This window comes from Thiomonas sp. X19, assembly GCF_900089495.1.
Classification (GTDB): Bacteria; Pseudomonadota; Gammaproteobacteria; order Burkholderiales; family Burkholderiaceae_C; genus Thiomonas_A.
Genome location: NZ_LT605203.1, coordinates 2,318,943 through 2,338,886 on the forward strand (window position 1 = coordinate 2,318,943; position 19,944 = coordinate 2,338,886).

The window sequence follows — 19,944 nt, forward strand, 5'->3', positions numbered from 1 at the left end:
ACGCGTGGGGTCGGTCCTGCCTGTACACCGGTGGTCTTCCTGTCCGTGTGCGCCGTAGCAAAGGGAGGCGCAGCCGACCACGTACCGTTTTGGTTCAAGCCTGTCAGCATCTTTGGCTTGTCGTGCATAACGATGCCTGCAGCAGTTCACTTCTGTTGACCATGCCACTCAGCCTGGCACCCCATCCGCCTTGATGCTGGCAGGTGGCGCCGTTTCCTCGCGGAAGCCGACGCGGCCCAAGGGCCCGATACGTTGTCCCCGTGGCTTCACACGCCGCCGTTGCCAGCAACGCATGCACAGGTAGGCTACGGCCGACGGAACGGCCGGTCTCGTCACCAACCTCGTGAGCGGGCGAGACAATGATGTGTGCAACTTCACGTCGCACCTTCCCGATGCACTCCACCTCCGGAGCGTGCAGGGCGTAGAGCTTGTTCTTGTCCTTCGGTTTTTGCGTGCGCACGCGCTCGGCGCGCTGCATCCACTGCTGCAGCGCCGCCAGCGCTTTGGGGCAAGAGTCGACGGAGGGAGATTGGGCCGCCGCCTGCAACTTGCGCTGCACCGCGCGCAGCACAATGCCCAGGATCGTGCGCTGACGCTTGATGCAGCGCTGCAGGCGGCGGAACTGCTTGGCATGGGCGTAGCCGCCAGCCTTGAAGCGCAAGCCTTTGCCTTCCTTGGCATAGGTCTGCTTGAGCGCGATGCCCGCCTGTTTGGCTGCACGCACCACCTTGTGGCGCGCAATCTCCAGCAGGCGGCTGTCGGTGGGGTGGGCAACAGCCTTCTCCTGCACCGTGGTATCGACGATCACCCGCTGCAGTTCCTGGGGCTGCACGGCCTGGATCGTCACGGCGGTGTCGATGGTGGCTTTGAGCAGCTCTTCCAGCCCGTCTTCGCCCAGGGCGCGGCGAAAGCGCCCGATCTGGGTGGGGTCGCACGGCGGGCGATGCTCAAAGTACACCCGTCCGCTGAAGAACTGCCACAGCACGTTCTCGCTCCAGCGCACCACCAGGTCCTCATCGCTCAGGTTGAAGGTGTGCTTCAGATACAGCAGGCTGATCATCAACCGCAGAGGCAGCCGGGGGCGTCCGGCGGGACTGGCGCCTGCGCCCACCAGCGACTGTGTAGGGCCGAACAGGTCGTGCCCTTCGAGGACTGCACCCTGCCGCGCCTGGTGTTCAAACTTGACGGCCAGCGCCGCTTCCAACTGCGCCCACGGTAGCCGCGTGGCCAGCACTGCCAGGGGATCGTTCAGGTGGATCATGGCGTCGATGCGGCTGCGGAAAAAGTCGGGCGTGGTCATCCTCAAATCCCTCAGAAATCAGTTTCTCCAATAACGCTTCTCAAGGGATTCGGTGCACAGAAAAACAGAAAACTGTGAGCATTCATGCGGGCTGGCGGGGTTTTGCAGGGCCGACTATCTATACAAGCTTCACGCAGAAGCGCGGCGCGAGTTCTTCGTGTGGTCTGATCAAATAGCCTCCGAGAACCGCATAGCCATCCCGGCCTGGGCCGCGAATGAGTACCTTTCCCGTGTCACGTCGAAGGACCTCGACTCGTACACGCCGAAGAGCAGTCAGAGTAGGAATGCCAGTCACCCAGCACCCCCTCCACAGATCCGTACGTGCGGCACTACCGCATACGGCTCCTGCCTTGGGTCGTGACGATCAGACGCTGGTTCGGGTACGGCTGGCAGATGTTCGGAACAGGCAACCACTGCGCCATCAATCGATACATTCGACGCCAGGTCAGGCCGCGGCTCTGACTGCGGCGGCACAGCGTGCGATGCCACAGCCCGGCCACCTGATGGCGGAATGTCCTCAGCCGCGCGCCGTTGCACGGCACGCCGAAGTACCGGCCATGCCCAGCCACCACCGCGCGCAGGTACTGGCCCTGCTCTGGGATCGGGTGGTGCATGCGCCGTCTGAGTTCGAGTTTGACCGCCTGGAGTTTGGCTCGCAGGCGTTTGGCACTCGTCAGCCGCAAGACCATGAAGTAGCCCTTCCTCGTCTTCCCGCAGCAGTGCGTGAACCCGAGGAAGTCGAAGGTCTGCGGTTTGCCCTGTCCCCTGCGGCGTCGGTTCTCTTGGGCGAAACGCCCGAACTCGATCAGCCGCGTCTTCTCGGGGTGCAACTTCAACCCGAACTGGCCCAGCCGTTCTTCCACCGCGCGCTTGAAGCGCTCGGCGTCGTCGCGGTACTGGAACCCGGCAACCCAATCGTCGGCATACCTCACCGCGATCACGTCGCCTCGGGCGTGGCGCCCCCGCCATTGCTCGACCCACAGGTCGAACGCGTAGTGCAGGTAGATGTTGGCCAGCAGCGGACTGATGCTGCCGCCTTGCACCGTACCCAGTTCACTCTGCGTCAACCTGCCGTCCTCCAGTACACCCGCGTGCAGCCATTTCTTGATCAGCCGCACCACGCGCGCGTCAGCCACGCGATGCTCGATGAACCTCACCAGCCAGTCGTGTTCGATGGTGTCGAAGAACTTGCTGATGTCAGCATCGAGAACAAAGTTCACCTTCCTTGCGCTCACACCCACCGCCACGGCGTCCAGCGCTTTGTGCGCGCTCTTCCCCGGCCTGAAGCCGTAGCTGAACCCGAGGAAGTCCTGTTCGTAGATGGCGTTGAGGACTTCGGCCGATGCGCGCTGGACAATCTTGTCTTCCAGCGCGGGCACGCCCAGAGGGCGCTTACTCCCGTCGGCCTTGTCGATGTACACCCTCTTCACAGGCTGGGGCCGGAAGCCCCCTCGGGCCAGCCGATCCGACAGGTCCAGGAGGTTGCCCTCCAAGTTCTGCCCGTACGACTGCCAGGTCTGGCCGTCCACCCCGGCGGCCGCGTCGCGTTTGACCGCGAGGTAGGCCTGCCGAAGACGTTCGACCGCGTCGATGTGATGCAGCAGGTTGTCGAACCTTGCATCGCGACGGTCCCTTGCCGTCTGTCGTATGCCGTCGAGCGCGGTTCCCACGTCATAGACCCGGCTGGTTCTCCGGGACATGCGCGCCGCAACAGCATTGCCCTTGGCCTGCCGCCTTCCCTCCACCACCTCCGCCGCCGCAGGACTTTCACCCACGGCCTTGTTCGGCAGTTTCTTCGGTACTACGCAGCAGTCCGACTTCCCGCGCCTGTTGCTCATCGTCGTGTGCCCTTGGGCTTCACGATGCGCTCTGCACTCGACGCTTCCCAGCGCGATGCAGAAGGACGCGGGACCTCCCGGTTTCCGTGCGAGATGTTTCCGCGCGTGCGCGAGGTCTCTGACCGCGCGGGGTCCGATGCCGCCTCGCCAAAGCGGCAGCATCGGTGTGGCCTTCGGCAAGCTCCTACTGCCTCGGCACCCCGGACCACCCGCAGCTCTCGCCACGGGGCATGTATTACGCGGCTCGATACCCGGCCCGCGCGTACCCCTGTCAACGCTTCGCCCACATCCTCACGAATGTGCACGCATGACTCGGGGCCGCCGTAGCTGGCTAAGCCTTCAACGTATGACTCTTTCATTCACAACATCTCGCCGGCTTTAACCGGCGCACAGGAGCCCTCGCAAGTCAGGAAAGCGCTAGACGCCCTGCACGAGACGGCGTCTCTGTTCGTAGACGATTCCTTGCTGCACAAGATTGCATTCAGCGGCGACCGCACTCAATACCTGACCGAGTTCCGACGGGCCATCGACGCCCTGATACCGTACACGCACGTTTTCTCGCAGCAGTTTGACCCCGGCGTTATCCACCAGCAAATTGTGCAGCACCTTTCTGCTGCAGTCCTCGATTCCGATCTCGCCGCGCTCTGCGTGCGTGCTTCGCAGGAAGGTAGCGCTAGGTTTGAGCATCGACTCCCTCCCGGCTTCCGCGACAGTAACAAGGGCGAGAACCGCTTCGGTGATCTCATCATCTGGTTTGAGATACTAGAAAAATCAACGTCGAGCGCGACCGATTTTCCCAACGTCCTTTTCATCACCAACGACGAGAAGTCGGACTGGGTGTACACGCCGAAGATGCGTACAGAGATCGTAGGCAGCGCACGAAAGTCTGTGGGGAACACCAACCCAGAGATCAAGTTGGCGGATCCTAGGCTCGTCTCCGAGTTTCAACGTCGAACCGGTCACGCAAGCTTTGTCATTTGTAGCCTTGCGACCCTAGTCGAAGGGCTTTCCAAGGTCAGTGCGATGCAATTCGCCCAACTTGCAGCCGCGATTCAAATCGATACGGAAGAGCCGGCCCAGACCTTTGGTGCAGACGGTGCAGCTTCAGAGGAAAGCCCACCCGACCGCGCCCCCACCCCCACTGAACCGCCCACGGCCACTGTTGAGGCATTGCCACCCAGGGAAGAGCCTGGCACCGAGACGCCGGAGCCACCTCAGCCCATTCAACCCCTGGAACCTGCCGCGCTGTCCCTTCACTACGACCAAAACGCCACTGAAGATAGTGAGTACCAAGCCGACGCGCCCTCGGACATCAACGCAATCATCCGTGCCCTCAAATCGCTGAACTGGTATACACAGAACCCGGCAATTGTGAGGATCAGCGCTATTCGCAATGAAGACTTCACGCCTTCATCCTGGTTCGTCCTCGGCAGAAACATCTATCAGGCAGCTTGCGGCAATTCGCAGAAGGCCATGGAGTTTATGGCTGGCCTGGAGTCTCAGTTAGGCGTCGTTAGGAAATAACTTGTTCAGTTTCCTCGAGTCGGTTAGGCTTGCGGTCCATGCAAGCCGATTCGCCGATTGGGCAGCGCTGGGCACTGATGCGAGATCGCCTCGACGAGCGGCAGCGCCGGGCGCTGGCCGCCGCCGAAGCCAAGGTGATTGGGCGCGGAGGCACTTCGCAGGTTGCGGCGGCCACCGGCCTGGCTCGCGGCACGATCGCCGCGGGCATGCTGGAGTTGGAGGGCACGGACAACGAGTTCATGGCTGGCGCGCAGTTGGCGCCCCCTTCGGCGACGCGGCGCCCCGGCGGCGGGCGCAAGCCGCTGACGCACAAGGATCCGACGCTCGTGGCGGACCTGCTCGCACTTGTCGAGCCGACCACGCGCGGCGATCCCGAGTCGCCATTGCGCTGGAGCTGCAAGAGCCTTCGCGTGTTGGCCGAGCAACTCCAGCAGCAGGGTCACGCTGTCAGTCATGTGGTGGTGGGCCAACTGCTGAAGGCCCAGGGCTTCAGCCTGCAGGGCAACGCCAAGGTGATCGAGGGCAACCAGAGCCCCGACCGCAATGCACAGTTCGAGCACATCAACGCGACTGTCAGCGCCGCGCTTGCGCGCGGGCAGCCCGTCATCTCGGTGGACACCAAGAAGAAGGAACTGGTCGGCCAGTTCAGGAACGGCGGCAAGGAGTGGAGCCCCGTGGGCGAGCCGGCGCAGGTGAAGGTGCACGACTTCGTGGACCCGGAACTCGGCCGAGCCAGCCCCTACGGGGTCTACGACATCGGAGCCGACCAAGGCTGGGTGAGCGTTGGAACGGATCACGACACCGCCACGTTTGCGGTGCAAACTATCCGGCGCTGGTGGTACGCGATGGGCAAGCCGCGCTACCCCAAGGCGCGCGAGCTCACGATCACCGCCGACGGCGGCGGCAGCAACGGCCACCGGGTGCGGCTGTGGAAACTCGAACTGGGCCGCTTCGCCCAAGAGGCTGGGCTGAACATCCGCGTGTGCCACTTCCCGCCTGGCACGAGCAAGTGGAACAAGATCGAGCACCGCATGTTCTCCTTCATCACGATGAACTGGCGGGCGCAGCCCTTGGTCAGCCACGAAGTGATCGTCAATCTCATTGCCGGCACCAAGACCAGAAGCGGGCTCACCGTGCATGCCGAACTGGACACCAACTCGTATCCGAAGGGTGTCGTCGTCACCGATGCAGCCTTGGCCACCATTCGCATCGAACCGAACAAGTTCCACGGCGATTGGAACTACTGCATCCGCTCAGGGTAGATCAATCAAGTTATTTCTGAACGACGCCTAAGCACAGTTTCCACCACCAACAGCGCAGCATCTTCTCGCCGGTATGCTTTTCGAAATCTACTTTGACTCGCACGGTCGATTTCGCGACATGCTGAAATTTTCCTATGCGGACAAGCCATTGGCACTGGCGGCGGAACCGGTCTATGACGATGCCCGAAATTTCATTCGCTTCCAATTGAATAGATACCGCGCACGGCTCAAGTTCTTGCCCGGTTCCCGGGAGCCCTTAATCGTTCGCATACAGTCAGTGCCAATTGATCAACATGATGAGGGCACTTTCCCAGAACCAGTCAATAGGCTGGAGTCTGTCACGCTGGATGATGTCGAGTTGATGTGCGACCGCGACGAACCGACCACGCGCTCACCGTTCCAAACATCGTCTTCGTCCCTCCTAAGCCAAGGAAGCATCAAAGCCCAGATCTCGCGAGAACTGGCCATTCCAAAATGGGCCCTCAACTGTCGGTTCGAGCCATCACTTCCGGCCGGTGTCAAACTAATCTTGCCGGATGGGCGGGATTTTGACCCGAGGCGGGCGCTTGATGTGCCGGGCCAGCACACCTAAGCGCGGCTTCTGGCTGATAGCTTTAGCTCATCTTTGACGATCTGCTATCGAATTGCTGCGCACGCGCCTGCCATGACCGTGACCAGCCAGAGTCCGGATGCGCACTGTCCAGCATCAAACCCCATCAATCAAGGCAAGCTGCCTCTGTAACGAGGGGCCTGAATGCTCCAGGTCTTGCACAGTCATCAACGCTGCAGCCCGCACCCCCAGCAGTCGTATCCGCCCCTGCATCTCGATCCGTTTGAGGCACTGCCCGGCTGCACGGCGAATCCCTTGTGCTTCGTCGGTCGGCACGTCCAGGGACAGATCCCGGGTGACGGTGCGGAAGTCCTCGAAGCGCAGCTTGATGCCGATGGTGCGGCTGACCAAGCCCTTGCGCTGCAGATCCCCGGCCAGGCGCTGGCAGAGTTCGGTGAACACCGCCGAGAGGGCTGCGCGGTCATGGCGAGGATGCAGATCGCGCTCGAAGGTGGTCTCGCGGCTGACGGACTTGGGCTCGCGCACGGTGACGACCGGACGGTCGTCGATGCCTTGCGCCACATCCTGCAACCACGCGGCATAGGTGGCACCGAAGTGCTGCTGCAACACAGCGGCATCGGCCCCTGCCAGATCGGCAAGGGTGTGGACGCCGAGGTCCTTGAGCTTGAGCGTGGCCTTGGGGCCGATACCGCCCACCTTGCTGGCGGCCAGCGGACCGATACGGCTGGGAACATCCTCCTGGCTCAGGATGGTGATGCCGTCGGGCTTGTCGAGTTCCGAGGCCATCTTCGACAGCAGCTTGTTGGGGGTGATGCCGATGGAGCAGGAAAGACCTGTGGCGGCGTGCACGGCCTGCTTGATGCGCACGGCCAGGGTGTGGGATTCGCCCGGCAGATCGGTGAGGTCGATGTAGATCTCGTCGATGCCGCGGTCTTCGATCTGCGGCGCGATCCGGGCCACCGCCGCCTTGAACAGGGCGGAGTGGTGGCGGTAGGCCTCGAAGTTGGCCGGCAGCAGGATGGCGTCCGGGGCGAGCTGAGCCGCTTTCATCATGCCCATGCCGGAGAACACCCCGAAGGCTCGGGCTTCGTAGGTGGAGGTGGTCACCACACCTCGGCCGACGTACTGGCGCAGCCGGGCAAAGCGGTGGCTGCCGTCAGGCTGGAGGGTGGGATGCCAGTCATGGCGGCCACCCACCACCACGGGCAGGCCGCGCAGTTCGGGATAGCGCAGCAACTCCACCGAGGCGAAGAAAGCGTCCATGTCCAGGTGGGCGATGCGGCGGGGGTTCATGATGGTGGAATCCTTCGCCCAGGACGAAATGAGCCCCAGCGCAACGCGACGATGGATACGGTCCATGCGCGATGGTCCGGGGGACGCTGCGGCCACGCGCGATCAGGACTGCAGGGAATTGTTGCATGAAGCGCGAGTGGTCGATGCGGCCCTCAGGCGGCCGCTCGCAGCACCTCCTTGCTTGTGTTGGTGGACTGGCCCTTGGCGTCGTAGCCGGCCAGCTTGCGCGGGCCGTGGAACACGCCCAGCGTGTTGTCCACATAGCGATGCACCCGAACTCGGGTGCGTACGTAGTGGTAGCGCATCTCGTCGGCCGGCAGTTGCAGGCTCATGCCCTCGAAGCTCACGCAGTGGTCGTTGCCCACCGTGCGCTCGTGCTGCTCGCACAGGATGTCGGGCAGACTGCCGCTGAGGAAGGGCACGTAGGCCGTTCCTGGCCGCGTGCTGGCCACGCCGAACTCCCGGTTGTGGCTGTCGCGGTAGACCTGCTCCAGAGACCGGTTGGCGCTGCCCATGTCGGTGATCCCCGCGCGGGCCAGCTCCTGCGGCAGCCGGCCCTGATGCGTCTGGAACGCCCGCTCGCTGCGGCCCCGCGCCTCGGGCGAGTACGCGGCAATGTGCTCGATGCCCAACTGCTTGAGCGCGCGGCCCACCTCGGTGAACTGCTGCTTGTCGACCTTGCCGCCGGCCTGCGGGGTCAGGAAGTCGTGGCTGCCCCGGTCGCTGTACAGGCTGGCGAACAGGCCGTAGCGTGCGATGGTCTGGCCCAGCCCGTGAAAGCTCGACGCCGTGCCCTCCGGTCGCAGAAGAACATGCTCGTGTGCTCGCCTGTGGCGTCGTCCATCGTGACCACCAGGCCCCACACCGCATCAGGGACCCAGCGGTGGGTGCTGGCATCCTGGTGCACCACCATCCCGGGCAGCGGCGCGCGTTCGCGCTTGATGCGGTGCTTGCCCCGGCGCTTGGCCGTTCGGGCCAGGCCCGCCCCTTGCAGCACGGTCTTGAGCCAGCTGTAGCTGCGCGTGCCCTTGAACTCGCTGCGGTACTTGCTGTGAAAGTGCGCCACGTTCCAGCCGGTAAAGCCGCTCTTGTAGGTCTGCACAACACGGTCAATCTCCGCCGCGCCGGCCCGGCGCTTGGAGACCTGGCTCAGCCGCTTGTCGAGCAGGCCCCCCAGCCCGTCGGCCTTGTAGCGCTCGACGTGGCGGCGAAAGCTGCGCTCGCATTGCCCCAGCAGCATCGCCGCCTCGGCCTGCGTCAGCCGCCCGCCCGCCCAGCCCTGGTCTGCCTCTTCGCATCTCATCTTCCGGTTCTCCTGCATGTAGCGGGTCCGGCTCATGGGAGCGTGCATCGCTCCTCCATAAACCGGACAGACTACTTGCTACGAACCGGACAACTCATTTGCTCCCGACATCCCCTGATCTTGATCTTGCTAAATGGCGGGGTCACCGATAGGCTGAGAGCAAACCATCCCATTCATCGACACAACAGCGAGCCCATGCCCACCTACGCCGAATTGCAAGCCCAGATTGCCGCCCTCATCACGCAGGCCGAGGCTGCCCGTCGCAGTGAACTCGCCCGTGTGGTGGCAGAGATCAAGCAGCAGATGGCCGACTACGGCATCACGATGGAGGACTTGGGCGGTCAGCGCGCCAGCTTTCGCAAGGGCAGACCCGCGCCCGTGAAATTTCGTCACCCGGCCACCGGCCAGACCTGGAGCGGGCGTGGCAAGCATCCGCGCTGGCTGGCGGCGGAGATCGCTGCGGGCAAAGAGATCACGGTGTTTGCGACTGCTTGATTAGGCTGGCTGATCAACCCTGCCCTGCTCCGCGACCTACGCAACAATTCGGACATTCCACACGCAAGAGCCAACCCATGCCCAAAGCAGCAGCAGCCCCAAAAACCGCCAAGCCCGCGAACTCGGCTTTCCTCAAGCCTTGAACCGCCTACATGGTCCGCCCAAGGAGAGCAAGTTTTAGCGTTGTGAGAGTTTGAAAGGTTTGCTGCCTTACATCCGGGCTGTTTGTGCAGTTGGTGCTGCTGCCCATGATGGCGATACGCGGTCGGAATTCCTATCTCCGGGTTGTACTTGGGGTACGGGCGGTTCATCGGGATGTTTCCAACCTGGTTTGACCCTCATTCCATCATCACGCCTCTTGCAGGCTCTCCTTCAAAACGGGATCACTCGGTCACGGTCGGGATGTTGTTCAACGCATGCTGATCAGGCGCTCACCGGCTCCAGCGGATTCCACTTGACCCGGTCAAAGCCTGAGCCTTTGGCCAGGACTGCCCACACTGTGCGCGCCATCTTGTTGGCCAGAGCCACCACGACCACGTTGTAGTGGCGCCGCTCCAGCAGCCGAGGGATCCAACCTGACGTCGCTGCCCTGGCGATCACAGCTCTGGCCCCCGCAATCAGCAGGGTACGCAAATAGGTATCGCCACGCTTGGAGATGCCCAACTGCTGCGTCTTTCCCCCGGTACCGACCTGCCGTGGCGTCAACCCAACCCAAGACGCAAACTGGCGACCAGATTTGAAGGTCGAGAAATCTCCGACGGCCGCCACCAGCGCTGAGGCTGTCAACTCCCCAACGCCGGGAATTTGCTGGATCGCCTGCATCTGCCGATCTTCCCGGATCATGGCGCGCAGCCGCTGACCAAGGTGATCGATGTCATCTTGCAAGGTTTCAATGCGCCTGAGTTGTTCCTGTACGCTGAGCACCAGATCTGCGCGTAGCAGATCATCCTCCTGTGCCTTGGCCAGCTCGCCCTGGATCGTTGTGAGCAGTTGGTTGTGACCCACTGGCAGAGCGATGCCGAACTCGGCCAAGATGCCGCGCAGCGCATTGGTTTGCATGATGCGTATCTTCATGAGCTGGCGGCGCATGCCGTGCAAGGCCATGCAGGCTTGTTGCCGCTCCGTCTTGACGGGTACGGGCTTGATATGGGGCTGCTGGGCTGCGACCCAAATCGCCTGCGCATCCATGGCGTCGGTCTTGTCACGCAGCAAGAACGCCTTGACATGCTGGGCCGGCAGTAGCTTGACCTCATGCCCAAAGGAGTTGATCACCCGCGCCCAGTAGTGTGATGTGCCACAAGCCTCCATCGCCACCAGGCTGCGCTGGCATTTGGCGAAGAATTCGGTGAGCTTGGCGCGCTTGATCTGGCGGCGCTGAATCTCGCCAGTCTCCGCGTCAACGATGTGCAACTGGAACACGGACTTGGCCAAATCCAGACCAATGACTGGCAGATTTGCAGTAGATTGCATGGCGGGGCCTCCAGGTTGAGGTGGTTGCTAGAGCTTCCACTTTGGCACTCTGATGCCGTTTCTGCGAGGCCCCCACTGGGTGGATGGTCTCACTTCAGCGGCGGCGCTGTAGGTGGGCGGACCATGCCATCTCCGGGTTTTGAGGAGGCTCCAACCTTTGAGAAGATGGAGCCATGAACAAGACGAACAAGTTTTCCCCCGAAGTGCGCGAGCGCGCGGTACGCATGGTCCAGGAGCACCGAGGCGAGTACCCCTCGCTGTGGGCCGCAGTCGAATCCATGGCCCCCAAGATTGGCTGCGTGCCACAGACGCTGCTCGAATGGGTCAAGCGCGAGGAAGTCGATACAGGCCAGCGCGACGGCCTGACGAGCAGCGAGCGTGAACGCCTCAAACAACTCGAGCGCGAGAACAAGGAATTGCGCCGGGCCAATGACATCCTCAAAGCGGCGAGTGCTTTTTTCGCCCAGGCGGAGCTCGACCGCCGTTTGAAGGGCTGAAGCGATTCATCGACCAGCACCGCCCCATGCACGGGGTCGAGCCCATCTGCAAAGTGCTGCAGATGGCCCCGTCGTGTGACTGGCGCCATGCCGCCCGCCAGCGCAACCCCGAGTTGCGCAGCGCCCGTGCTCAGCGCGACGATGCGCTGGCTGCCGACATCCAGCGTGTGTGGCACGCCAACTGTTAGGTGTATGGAGCTGACAAGGTTTGGTTGCAGATGAACCGCGAGGGCAATCGGGTGGCGCGCTGCACGGTCGAGCGGCTGATGAAACGCCTGGGGCTGCAGGGTGCCCGGCGGGGCAAGAAGGTGCGAACCACGGTACCCGACACTTGCGCGCCATGTCCACAGGACCACGTCAACCGGGTGTTCAAAGCCGAGCGGCCCAACCAGCTCTGGGTGTCGGACTTCACCTATGTGAGCACCTGGCAAGGCTGGCTGTACGTGGCCTTCGTCATCGACGTGTTTGCCCGACGCATCGTTGGCTGGCGGGTGAGCACATCCATGCAGACCGATTTCGTGATGGACGCGCTGGAGCAGGCTTTGTACGCGCGTCGGCCCGCTGCCAATGCCTTGGTCCACCATTCGGACAGAGGAGTGCAATACGTCAGCGTCAAGTACACCGAACGCTTGGCGCAGGCAGGCATCCAGCCCTCAGTGGGCAGCAAAGGAGACTCCTATGACAACGCCCTGGCCGAGACCATCAACGGGCTGTACAAGGCCGAATTGATTCACCGCCGCGGACCCTGGAAAACCAGGCAAGCCGTAGAACTTGCCACCCTGCAATGGGTGCACTGGTTCAACCACACCCGACTGCTCAAACCAATTGGGGGTATCCCTCCGGCAGAAGCTGAGGCAAACTACTGGCGGCAACAAGCCAGTCACCACGCCATTCCGGCATGACTTAAACCAACCAGCCTCCACGAAACCCGGGGCGGTTCACCTTTGACCCCAAGTCCTGAACTGGCGGAAATCGTCGGCGCAGCCCCCTTGCCGCGCACCGAAGTCATCAAAAAGACCTGGGAGCACATCAAGAAGCATGACCTGCAAGACCCGGCCAACAAACGCATGGTCAATGCCGACGCCAAGCTGAGGCCCATCTTCGGCAAGCCCCAGGTGAGCATGTTTGAGATGACCAAGCTGCTCAACGCGCATCTGAGATAACCGACCGGCGAGGGCCTGACTTCGTGCGATATGGCCGTTTGACGCAAAAGGTCTCTTTTTTCAGCCACGCATAACCCTTCGGTCAACACGAACCGCCTGTAAGCTGCGTTTGCAGGTTCCCTCCGCGGCTGGTGATCTCAATCGTTGGCGTCTCAGGAGACAAATATGTCTGTCCCAAGTAGCCACATCCGCTGTCATGGATGCGAATATCAAGGAGTCATGCAGCATCGACCCGTAACGCTGAGATACTTGCTCCCTGACGGCGACACGGTCGACACTGGTCGAGAGTTTGGATGGTGCAGAAACTGCGAAGGAATACGTGACGTCGAGGGAACACTCGATGTCAACGCAATCAGGAGCGAGCTTGAAACACGGAAGCCAAAGCGCCAGCCGATCTCGGGGCTCTTCAAGAATGCCATCGATCGCGCTCTGGGTGGCAAATCGAACGACGCTCAAATCCAGTTGCAAGAGCTTGCTAACTTACTTCGCCTAGCAGAACTGAGGCGTTCGTCGGCCCGATGCCTCAGTTGTGGAAAGGAAGATGTCTCCTACATTGCCTTCGACGAACAAGGAACCTCGTCGAACTTCGTTCATTCATGTGGGGGTCGGCTTTACCGGGTTCCGTCAGATCCGGATGCTCCGCGCTTCTTTTACCGGCCTGAAATTTTTCGCCTTGACGTTGAGGGCCACCGGCTCGCCAAGGACGAAAGCTGAAAACCAGCCCAGCGACTCGTATCAGAGAAGCAGAAATGACAGATCGCGTGTTTGAGCACATCAGAGTTGGATGGGTTATGCCCAACCAAGCGCCTTCGCCGACCAACCCCTCTGCTTCACTACGGCGGGCTGGCGGTCGAGGTTGGACATTGGGCATCACAAAACTTCGGGGAATACTGATGGGGTGGTTCGGAAAAAAGAAAGTGCCATACCAAGGCGTCGTGATTGAGGCTCTGAACAAAGCTATGGCGATCAGGCTCAAGGCTGAAAAGGCATTCGAGAAATGTTCGGTTAATAACCTTGAGGCAGTTATCGCAATGTTCTGGATAGTCGAACGTTCATTGCAAGGCCTGCCGAGACCAAAGTTGGAGAAAACTGGCTCCCACCTCATGGATGAACTACTTGCTTGGCTCAGCGATGACTATTCCCACGATGAAATCTCCCGATTGGTTATCCCAGCTTTCGACAAGCGCTTGAATGAGTATTCCGGATTATTTGTAATTCGAGCTGGTGAAGAGCCACAAGCGCCGCTACTCCGTACCTTCAAGCAAATAGTAGAAAACGTATTTGGTGAGGACGAGGCACCCATTGCCCAGATTGTGGCTGCACTCCTCATGTGGTGGCAGCCAATTTCAGAGGAGGGTGCGCGAATCACCGCACTTGATAAAATGGATGAGATTGCTTGGTGAGTCGGCAGCCTAACCGCGCAGCGCCGGTGACTTCTACGTGACACAAACCATATTAAATTCAACAAACAGAAAGGAAACCCATGAAGGGGATTTATTTGCTTACAGTATTTTTAGTTTCAATGCTTTCCGGCTGTGCTTCTGGGCCAGTTGCGATGGGCGGCGATACATACATGATGACGGACACAGGTGCGTGGTCCTGGAGTTCTGGTGCCGGGCTAAAGGCAGGACTCTATAAGAATGCCGATAAGTTCTGCGCAGATAAAAGCGAAGTTATGCTCCCCCTGCGTTCTCGCCAAAAGGATGCCAGTTTTAGTAATTTTGGCAATGCTGAACTGCAATTTAAGTGTTTACCTAAAGGCGACCCAGAGCTGGCACGTAATCCAGATGGATTGCCTTTTTCCCCCAATGTCACCGTCGAAGTCAAGAATAAATGAGGCGGGTTCAAAGTTGAAGAGCATCCCAAACCACCGTTTTCGAAAACACTTGAAACGAGAGAGCGCACTAGGGAAACGCTGATTTAATCAGAATGACGCCTACGCTAGAACAGTGATGCACTGACGAATCAATGGTATACCGTTGACCGAAAGCTGGCCAATCGAATAAATCAGCGCTTCCCTAGGCCGCAAATCAAGGGCTTGGCGTTCTCGGTTTCCTCACTTGATTGATGGTGGGCGCAAAAGATCTTGTTTTTTGGTTCTGCTCCACCAGGCATGTGGATTGGGTGATATGGGCGACGGGGCTCATTGGTTTGTATGGCCCGTTTCACGCGAGTCTCTTCCCTGCAGCGTACCTGCACACCCAGTTCACTGTTGTGGTTATCGCGTCAGATAACCTGTGATGTCGGGTTTATCAGACGATCTATATTACGTCAGGCATCAAGGGTGACTCTATGCATGGCAAATGTCTCTGCGGGCAAGTTGAGTTTGAAATTGTCGGCGCTATTCCGAAGCTCTACCAATGTCATTGCTCACTTTGTCGAAAGCTGGGCGGTTCCTCATCGAATACTGCGACTATTGTTGGTATTGAGCATTTCCGGTGGTTTGCCGGTCAGGAATACATTTCCACCTGGGTTAAGGACACGGGGTTTCGTTCTGACTTCTGCTCAAAATGCGGCTCTCCCGTACCCAACCCTCTCAGAAGCGCGCCATATTATTGGGTGCCTGTCGGCTTGCTTGATGAAGAGGGCCAACTGGCAATCGCCGCTCATCTGTTCGTTGGCTCCAAAGCTTCGTGGGACGTGATTGCATCACCGGGGAAACAGTTTGAAACCATGCCGGAATTGTCCGAGTTCGTTGAGTTTCTACACTCGGACACTCATGCCTAGCATGGCGTTCAAGCGGGGCGCGCCAAAAGCGGGGCGCCCCTCAACTTGACGTTGGGCCGCAACGGTGACGCTGTTGCCAATTTCGCTCATGCAATAGATCAAGCGATCATGGCGCGAGACCAAGGATTGGAAGAACTTATCTATGACGAACTCCGGGCGACGCCATGCATCACGGACAAGGCGATGTTCGGCGGCTGGGCATGGCTACTCTGCGGAAACCTGCTTTGCGGAGCACGCGATGACGGAATGCTCGTCCGGTTGGGCAAAGGCAACGACGCCTGGGCGCTCGCAGTCACCGGCATTGAGCCCATGCTTTCTCGCGGCAAACACATGCACGGTTGGGTTCGCGCCGGTGCGAGCGTGTACGGTGATGACGACATGCGTTGCCAGCTCATCGCCGCGGCGCTTCAATTTGTTGGCTCGCTGCCAAAGAAGTAGCACTCATCTCCCATGCGCGCAGTGTCTATGACGTCGCAGCCAAACCACTCCACCGAGCGGACATGCTCCAACGGGCTTCGCCAGCCTCTGCATGTCGGCCGCCTAGGGGCCATCTCGGCCTACCGCATCAATGCCGCCACCGGTGCGCTCACACCCGTGCCGGGAAGTCCGTTCACGTTTGGAACCAAGCCCGATTCCATCACGATTGTGCAACCGCAGTAGGCGGCGAACCCGTGTTTGCAAGAAAACAAACTGCACACATCCCATGCCCGCCTTGCGGATGACCATCCCTTTCCTCGTAGCCTTCGCCATGCATCTGCGTTCATCTTTGATCCTTGCCGCCAGCGCCACACTGGCCCTTTCCATGACGGCCTGCGGCAGCTTGCATGGTGTGGGCAGCGGGAGTACGGTGTCCAGAGGGCCGCAATTCGCCGACGTGGCGAATGGGCCTGCGGTGATCACCCCCGCTTTTGTCACCGCAAAGTCAGGCGCAAACAAGCGCTTTGCGACGGATGGCTCCTCAAGTTACGCCATCGACAGCGCCGGCCGCCTCTGGGCCTGGGGAGACAACAAGGTCGGTGAACTGGGGGATGGGTCGACCACGAATCGTTCAACCCCGGTGCAGGTCCGGTTCCCTGCTGGCTTGGGGGATGCTTCGATCATCAGCGTGGCTGTCAACGGCTACCACTCCGCCTACGCGCTCGACAGCGCTGGCCATCTCTGGGCCTGGGGAGACAATGCGCACGCCCAATTGGGTCTCGGCCATGGGGACCTCGCGAATCGCTCTACCCCGACGCAGGTGCGTTTCCCCGCCACCTTGGGGGCCGCTTCGATCGTCAGCGTGGCGACCGTCCATAACGACTTCGGACCCGTTTACGCCATCGACAGCGCCGGCCATCTCTGGACCTGGGGAGGCAACGGGTACGCCCAACTGGCCTATGGGCCGACCAAGGGTCGTTCCACCCCGGCGCGCGTCCCGTTTCCAAGGACCCTGGGGAATGCGTCGATCGTCCGCGTCGAGGTCGATGACGACGACAACGGCTTCCTCTCCATCTACGCCCTCGACAGCGCCGGCCATCTCTGGGCCTGGGGAGACAACGAGGCCGGACAACTGGGCAATGGATCGAAGAGTGGCTCCTTAACCCCGGCTCAGGTCCAGTTCCCCGCCGCATTGGGGTCCGCCTCGATCGTCAGCATGGCAACTGGGAGCGCCGGCAACGGATACGTCTACGCCCTCGACAGCGCCGGCCATCTCTGGGCCTGGGGACACAACGGATACGGCCAACTAGGGCTGGGGTCGACGACGCGTCAATCCACTCCGGTCCGGATTGAGTTCCCCGCGCCTTGGTGGCGGCGGCCGCCCTCGATTGTTCGCGTGGCGGCCACCCGCAACAGCGACGGCGCCGCCTATGCCATCGACAGCGCCGGCCATCTCTGGGCCTGGGGTGGGAACAGGTACGGTCAACTGGGCAATGGGTCGCTCAAGGAGTGCTCCACCCCGGTGCGAGTCCAGTTCCCGTCCGCCTTGGGTGGGGCTTCGATCATCCGTATGGAAGCTGATGGCTACTCCGCTTACGCCATCGACAGCGCTGGACGACTCTGGGCCTGGGGAAACAACAGGTACGGTCAACTGGGCAATGGGTCGCTCGCGAATAGCTTCAATCCACCGGCGCTGGTCCCATTCCCCGTTGCTCGGGGGCCCGCTTCGATCGTCAGCGTGGTCGCCGCGAGCAACAAAAACGTCGATTCCCCTCTCACTCCCGTTTACATCCGCGACAACGCCGGCTCCGCTTCCGCTTACGCCCTCGACAACGGCGGCCATCTCTGGGTCTGGGGATACAACCGGCACGGTCAACTCGGCAATGGGTCGAGTGAGATCGTCGCAACCCCGGTGCTGGTGCCGTTTCAGCAAGGCTTACCGGATCAGGCGCAGGCTCTCATGCTCAAGAAAGGACACTCCACGCTTGAGTTCTCGCCCTCGAAACCTCAATTCGCCTATGTGGCGAACGGCGACGGCATCTCGGCTTACCGCATCAATCCCAACACCGGGGCACTCACCGAAGTCCCTGGCAGTCCGTTTGCGGATCACGGCGGCCCCCAATTTCTCACGGCCAACCCAGCAGGCACCTTTGCCTATGTCGCGAACACTAGCGGCGGCACCGTCTCGGCCTACCGCATCAACGCCGCCACCGGGGCATTGACCGAAATCCCTGGCAGTCCGTTCAAAGCGGGAAACCAGCCCTACGTCGTCAGGGTGAGCGCAGACGGCACGATGGTCGATGTCGCAAACTGGATGAGCAACGGCTTCCGGCCCTATCGCATCGATCCCTCCACCGAAGCACTCACCCCCGCGGACGACGATTGGGATTCCGTTCGCCAACTTAACGCCTATCTTCCCGCCCCAAATGCGACGGTCAGTCCCGCAGGCCCGTTCGCCTATTGGTTGGTCAACGACGGGATCGCGGTGTTCCGCATCGATGCCGCAAATGGGTCTCACCATGAAATCCGAGAGCGCGATGTCGCAAATCCGGATGCCAAATCCATCACGATCAACCCCGAAGGCACATTGGCCTATGTGACGGAACAGCATCTCGACGACACCGGCGATGTCTTGGCCTACCGCCTCAACGCCACCACCGGCGCGCTCACCCCAGTCCCGGGTAATCCGGTCGCGACGGGACTTCACAACCCCCACTCCGTAGCTGTCAACCCCGCAGGTACCTTCGCCTATGTGGCGAACCTGGGCTACGGATTCACCAAAGGCACCATCTCGGCCTACCGCATCAACGCCATCACCGGGGCATTGATCGAAGTCCCTGGCAGTCCGTTCGCGACGGGAACTCGTCCCGCATTCGTCACGGTCGTGCAGCCTTGATGGTTGCGTCCGAAGCGCGCTACCCCCACGAGAGTTCAACATGAAACACATGCGACAAAGCCCACGCACGCCTGTCAGGCTCATTCTCGGCTTGATGGCGATCTTATCGATGACGGCGTGCTCCACGCTCGGGGGGATGCAATCAGCGGCACCAAGACCGCAGTACCTCTACGCCGCAAACGCCGGTGACAGGACCGTTTCGGCCTACCGCATCAACGCCACCACCGGCGCGCTCACGCAAGTCCCAGGAAGCCCGTTTGCCGCAGGAATGGCCGACTCGATCACGGTCAACCCCGCAGGCACTTTCGCCTATGTGCTGGACTATTTCGGAGGTAGCATCTCGGCCTACCGCATCCATGCCTTCACCGGTGCGCTCACCCCCATTCCGGGCAGTCCGTTTGGCACGGGCTATCAAGGAAGCCGTATCGCGATCAACCCCGCAGGCACCTTTGCCTATGTGGCGAGCGGATACAGCAACACCGTGTCGGCCTACCGCATCCAGGCCTCCACCGGTGCGCTCACCCCCATTCCGGGCAGTCCGTTCCCCGCAAAACCGGGAGCTTCGTCAGTCACGATCGACCCCGCAGGCTCCTTCGCCTACGTCGTGGATGGCAACATCGGCATGATCTCGGTTTTCAGCATTGACGCCGCCACTGGCGCGCTTTCCCCCGTCCAGGGCAGCCCATTTGCCACTGGAAACGCTGCCGCCTCCGTCACAATCAATTCCCAAGGCACCTACGCCTACATGGCGGGCCGCAACGGCATCTCGGTCTATCACATCAATGCCGCCACCGGCGCACTCACCCCGGTTGCAGGCAGTCCGTTCGCAGCGGCCGACGATGGCCCCGAATCCGTGGTTGTCAACCCCGCTGGCACCTTCGCCTATGTGACGGACAACAGCGCGATTTCAGCCTACCGCATCCATACCACCTCCGGCGCCCTCACCCCGGTTGTGGGCAGTCTGCCCGCTTACCTCGCTTCCGTGGTTATCAACCCCGCAGGCACCTTCGTTTATCAGGGGACTGGTGGCGGGAGAGCCGTCTCGGCTTTCAGGGTCAATCCCACCACCGGCACACTGACCCCTGTGCCGGGCAGTCCGTTCGCGGCGGGAGCGAACCCGGCACATCTTGCGATCGCGCAACCTTGACCTCTGACCGCCCGGGATTCAGAGGGGGCCGGAGACATCAA

At 61.2% G+C, this 19,944-nt stretch carries 16 protein-coding genes, 2 pseudogenes and 1 other annotated feature; of the genes and pseudogenes, 12 read left to right on the forward strand and 6 right to left on the reverse strand.

Annotation, left to right across the window (positions count from 1 at the left end; all coding sequences use genetic code 11):
- Positions 1 to 385: 385 nt before the first annotated feature.
- A pseudogene (locus THIX_RS11090) lies at positions 386 to 1,300 on the reverse strand (IS5 family transposase); the annotation flags it as partial.
- A gap of 329 nt (positions 1,301 to 1,629) precedes the next feature.
- A complete protein-coding gene (gene ltrA / locus THIX_RS11095; RefSeq protein WP_112486293.1) occupies positions 1,630 to 3,138 on the reverse strand; it encodes a group II intron reverse transcriptase/maturase in 1,509 nt (502 codons plus the stop codon).
- 462 nt (positions 3,139 to 3,600) lie between these two features.
- On the opposite strand from ltrA, the gene THIX_RS11100 reads away from it, so the two are divergent.
- The 3 genes from THIX_RS11100 (at position 3,601) to THIX_RS11110 (ending at position 6,516) form a co-directional block, all read left to right on the forward strand.
- On the forward strand, positions 3,601 to 4,662 hold the full coding sequence (locus THIX_RS11100) for a PIN-like domain-containing protein (RefSeq protein ID WP_112486294.1): 1,062 nt from the start codon (positions 3,601 to 3,603) through the stop codon (positions 4,660 to 4,662).
- Positions 4,663 to 4,700: 38 nt separating this feature from the next.
- Complete coding sequence (locus THIX_RS11105) at positions 4,701 to 5,924, forward strand: ISAzo13-like element ISCARN37 family transposase (protein ID WP_112484360.1); 1,224 nt, start codon at positions 4,701 to 4,703, stop codon at positions 5,922 to 5,924.
- A gap of 73 nt (positions 5,925 to 5,997) precedes the next feature.
- Positions 5,998 to 6,516: a hypothetical protein gene (locus THIX_RS11110; protein WP_112486295.1), complete on the forward strand. Its 519-nt coding sequence runs from the start codon at positions 5,998 to 6,000 to the stop codon at positions 6,514 to 6,516.
- Between the two features lie 114 nt (positions 6,517 to 6,630).
- On the opposite strand, the gene dinB is transcribed toward THIX_RS11110, so the two are convergent.
- The 3 genes from dinB to THIX_RS23795 all read right to left on the reverse strand — a co-directional run bounded on the left by dinB (position 6,631) and on the right by THIX_RS23795 (position 9,091).
- Positions 6,631 to 7,788 carry a DNA polymerase IV gene (gene dinB, locus THIX_RS11115; protein WP_112488311.1) on the reverse strand — a complete coding sequence of 386 codons (1,158 nt, stop codon included), beginning with the start codon at positions 7,786 to 7,788 and terminating at the stop codon, positions 6,631 to 6,633.
- 152 nt (positions 7,789 to 7,940) lie between these two features.
- Positions 7,941 to 8,441, reverse strand: coding sequence for a hypothetical protein (locus THIX_RS23790; protein WP_199195277.1), 501 nt, complete (start codon positions 8,439 to 8,441; stop codon positions 7,941 to 7,943).
- 44 nt (positions 8,442 to 8,485) lie between these two features.
- Positions 8,486 to 9,091, reverse strand: coding sequence for a helix-turn-helix domain-containing protein (locus THIX_RS23795; protein WP_233224519.1), 606 nt, complete (start codon positions 9,089 to 9,091; stop codon positions 8,486 to 8,488).
- Between the two features lie 195 nt (positions 9,092 to 9,286).
- On the opposite strand from THIX_RS23795, the gene THIX_RS11130 reads away from it, so the two are divergent.
- Positions 9,287 to 9,586 carry an H-NS family nucleoid-associated regulatory protein gene (locus THIX_RS11130; protein WP_112486296.1) on the forward strand — a complete coding sequence of 100 codons (300 nt, stop codon included), beginning with the start codon at positions 9,287 to 9,289 and terminating at the stop codon, positions 9,584 to 9,586.
- A 423-nt stretch (positions 9,587 to 10,009) separates the two neighbouring features.
- Here the strand turns inward: THIX_RS11130 and THIX_RS11135 are convergent, their stop codons facing one another.
- On the reverse strand, positions 10,010 to 11,056 hold the full coding sequence (locus THIX_RS11135; RefSeq protein WP_112486297.1) for an IS110 family transposase: 1,047 nt from the start codon (positions 11,054 to 11,056) through the stop codon (positions 10,010 to 10,012).
- A gap of 173 nt (positions 11,057 to 11,229) precedes the next feature.
- On the opposite strand from THIX_RS11135, the pseudogene THIX_RS11140 reads away from it, so the two are divergent.
- From THIX_RS11140 to THIX_RS11170, 8 genes and pseudogenes are all read left to right on the forward strand, one after another.
- Positions 11,230 to 12,455: pseudogene (locus THIX_RS11140) on the forward strand (IS3 family transposase).
- Positions 11,508 to 11,624 (forward strand) — a sequence feature (AL1L pseudoknot). It overlaps the preceding pseudogene by 117 nt.
- Positions 12,456 to 12,497: 42 nt before the next feature.
- Entirely contained in the window at positions 12,498 to 12,716 is a 219-nt protein-coding gene (locus THIX_RS11145) for an SWIB/MDM2 domain-containing protein (RefSeq protein ID WP_112486298.1), read from the forward strand.
- 893 nt (positions 12,717 to 13,609) lie between these two features.
- Positions 13,610 to 14,119 carry a hypothetical protein gene (locus THIX_RS11150; RefSeq protein ID WP_112486299.1) on the forward strand — a complete coding sequence of 170 codons (510 nt, stop codon included), beginning with the start codon at positions 13,610 to 13,612 and terminating at the stop codon, positions 14,117 to 14,119.
- Positions 14,120 to 14,199: 80 nt separating this feature from the next.
- Positions 14,200 to 14,553 (forward strand): hypothetical protein, encoded by a 354-nt coding sequence (locus tag THIX_RS22995; protein ID WP_146748521.1) that lies wholly within the window; start codon positions 14,200 to 14,202, stop codon positions 14,551 to 14,553.
- A 455-nt stretch (positions 14,554 to 15,008) separates the two neighbouring features.
- Positions 15,009 to 15,443: a GFA family protein gene (locus THIX_RS11155; RefSeq protein ID WP_112486300.1), complete on the forward strand. Its 435-nt coding sequence runs from the start codon at positions 15,009 to 15,011 to the stop codon at positions 15,441 to 15,443.
- A gap of 108 nt (positions 15,444 to 15,551) precedes the next feature.
- The gene (locus THIX_RS11160) at positions 15,552 to 15,881 is read left to right on the forward strand and encodes a TfoX/Sxy family protein (protein ID WP_112488313.1); all 330 of its coding nucleotides are present in this window, start codon (positions 15,552 to 15,554) and stop codon (positions 15,879 to 15,881) included.
- Between the two features lie 265 nt (positions 15,882 to 16,146).
- Positions 16,147 to 18,756, forward strand: a complete 2,610-nt coding sequence (locus THIX_RS11165; protein WP_158540862.1) for a beta-propeller fold lactonase family protein — start codon at positions 16,147 to 16,149, stop codon at positions 18,754 to 18,756.
- A 40-nt stretch (positions 18,757 to 18,796) separates the two neighbouring features.
- On the forward strand, positions 18,797 to 19,903 hold the full coding sequence (locus THIX_RS11170; RefSeq protein ID WP_112486302.1) for a beta-propeller fold lactonase family protein: 1,107 nt from the start codon (positions 18,797 to 18,799) through the stop codon (positions 19,901 to 19,903).
- Positions 19,904 to 19,944 lie beyond the last annotated feature (41 nt).

Bases quoted from the DNA above. Each gene is read 5' to 3' on its own strand.
- ltrA (WP_112486293.1), bottom strand. From the start codon at position 3,138: ATGAGCAACAGGCGCGGGAAGTCGGACTGCTGCGTAGTACCGAAGAAA.
- THIX_RS11105 (WP_112484360.1), top strand. From the start codon at position 4,701: ATGCAAGCCGATTCGCCGATTGGGCAGCGCTGGGCACTGATGCGAGAT.
- THIX_RS11110 (WP_112486295.1), top strand. From the start codon at position 5,998: ATGCTTTTCGAAATCTACTTTGACTCGCACGGTCGATTTCGCGACATG.
- dinB (WP_112488311.1), bottom strand. From the start codon at position 7,788: ATGAACCCCCGCCGCATCGCCCACCTGGACATGGACGCTTTCTTCGCC.
- THIX_RS23795 (WP_233224519.1), bottom strand. From the start codon at position 9,091: ATGAGATGCGAAGAGGCAGACCAGGGCTGGGCGGGCGGGCGGCTGACG.
- THIX_RS11130 (WP_112486296.1), top strand. From the start codon at position 9,287: ATGCCCACCTACGCCGAATTGCAAGCCCAGATTGCCGCCCTCATCACG.
- THIX_RS11135 (WP_112486297.1), bottom strand. From the start codon at position 11,056: ATGCAATCTACTGCAAATCTGCCAGTCATTGGTCTGGATTTGGCCAAG.
- THIX_RS11150 (WP_112486299.1), top strand. From the start codon at position 13,610: ATGGGGTGGTTCGGAAAAAAGAAAGTGCCATACCAAGGCGTCGTGATT.
- THIX_RS22995 (WP_146748521.1), top strand. From the start codon at position 14,200: ATGAAGGGGATTTATTTGCTTACAGTATTTTTAGTTTCAATGCTTTCC.
- THIX_RS11155 (WP_112486300.1), top strand. From the start codon at position 15,009: ATGCATGGCAAATGTCTCTGCGGGCAAGTTGAGTTTGAAATTGTCGGC.
- THIX_RS11160 (WP_112488313.1), top strand. From the start codon at position 15,552: ATGGCGCGAGACCAAGGATTGGAAGAACTTATCTATGACGAACTCCGG.
- THIX_RS11165 (WP_158540862.1), top strand. From the start codon at position 16,147: ATGCCCGCCTTGCGGATGACCATCCCTTTCCTCGTAGCCTTCGCCATG.
- THIX_RS11170 (WP_112486302.1), top strand. From the start codon at position 18,797: ATGAAACACATGCGACAAAGCCCACGCACGCCTGTCAGGCTCATTCTC.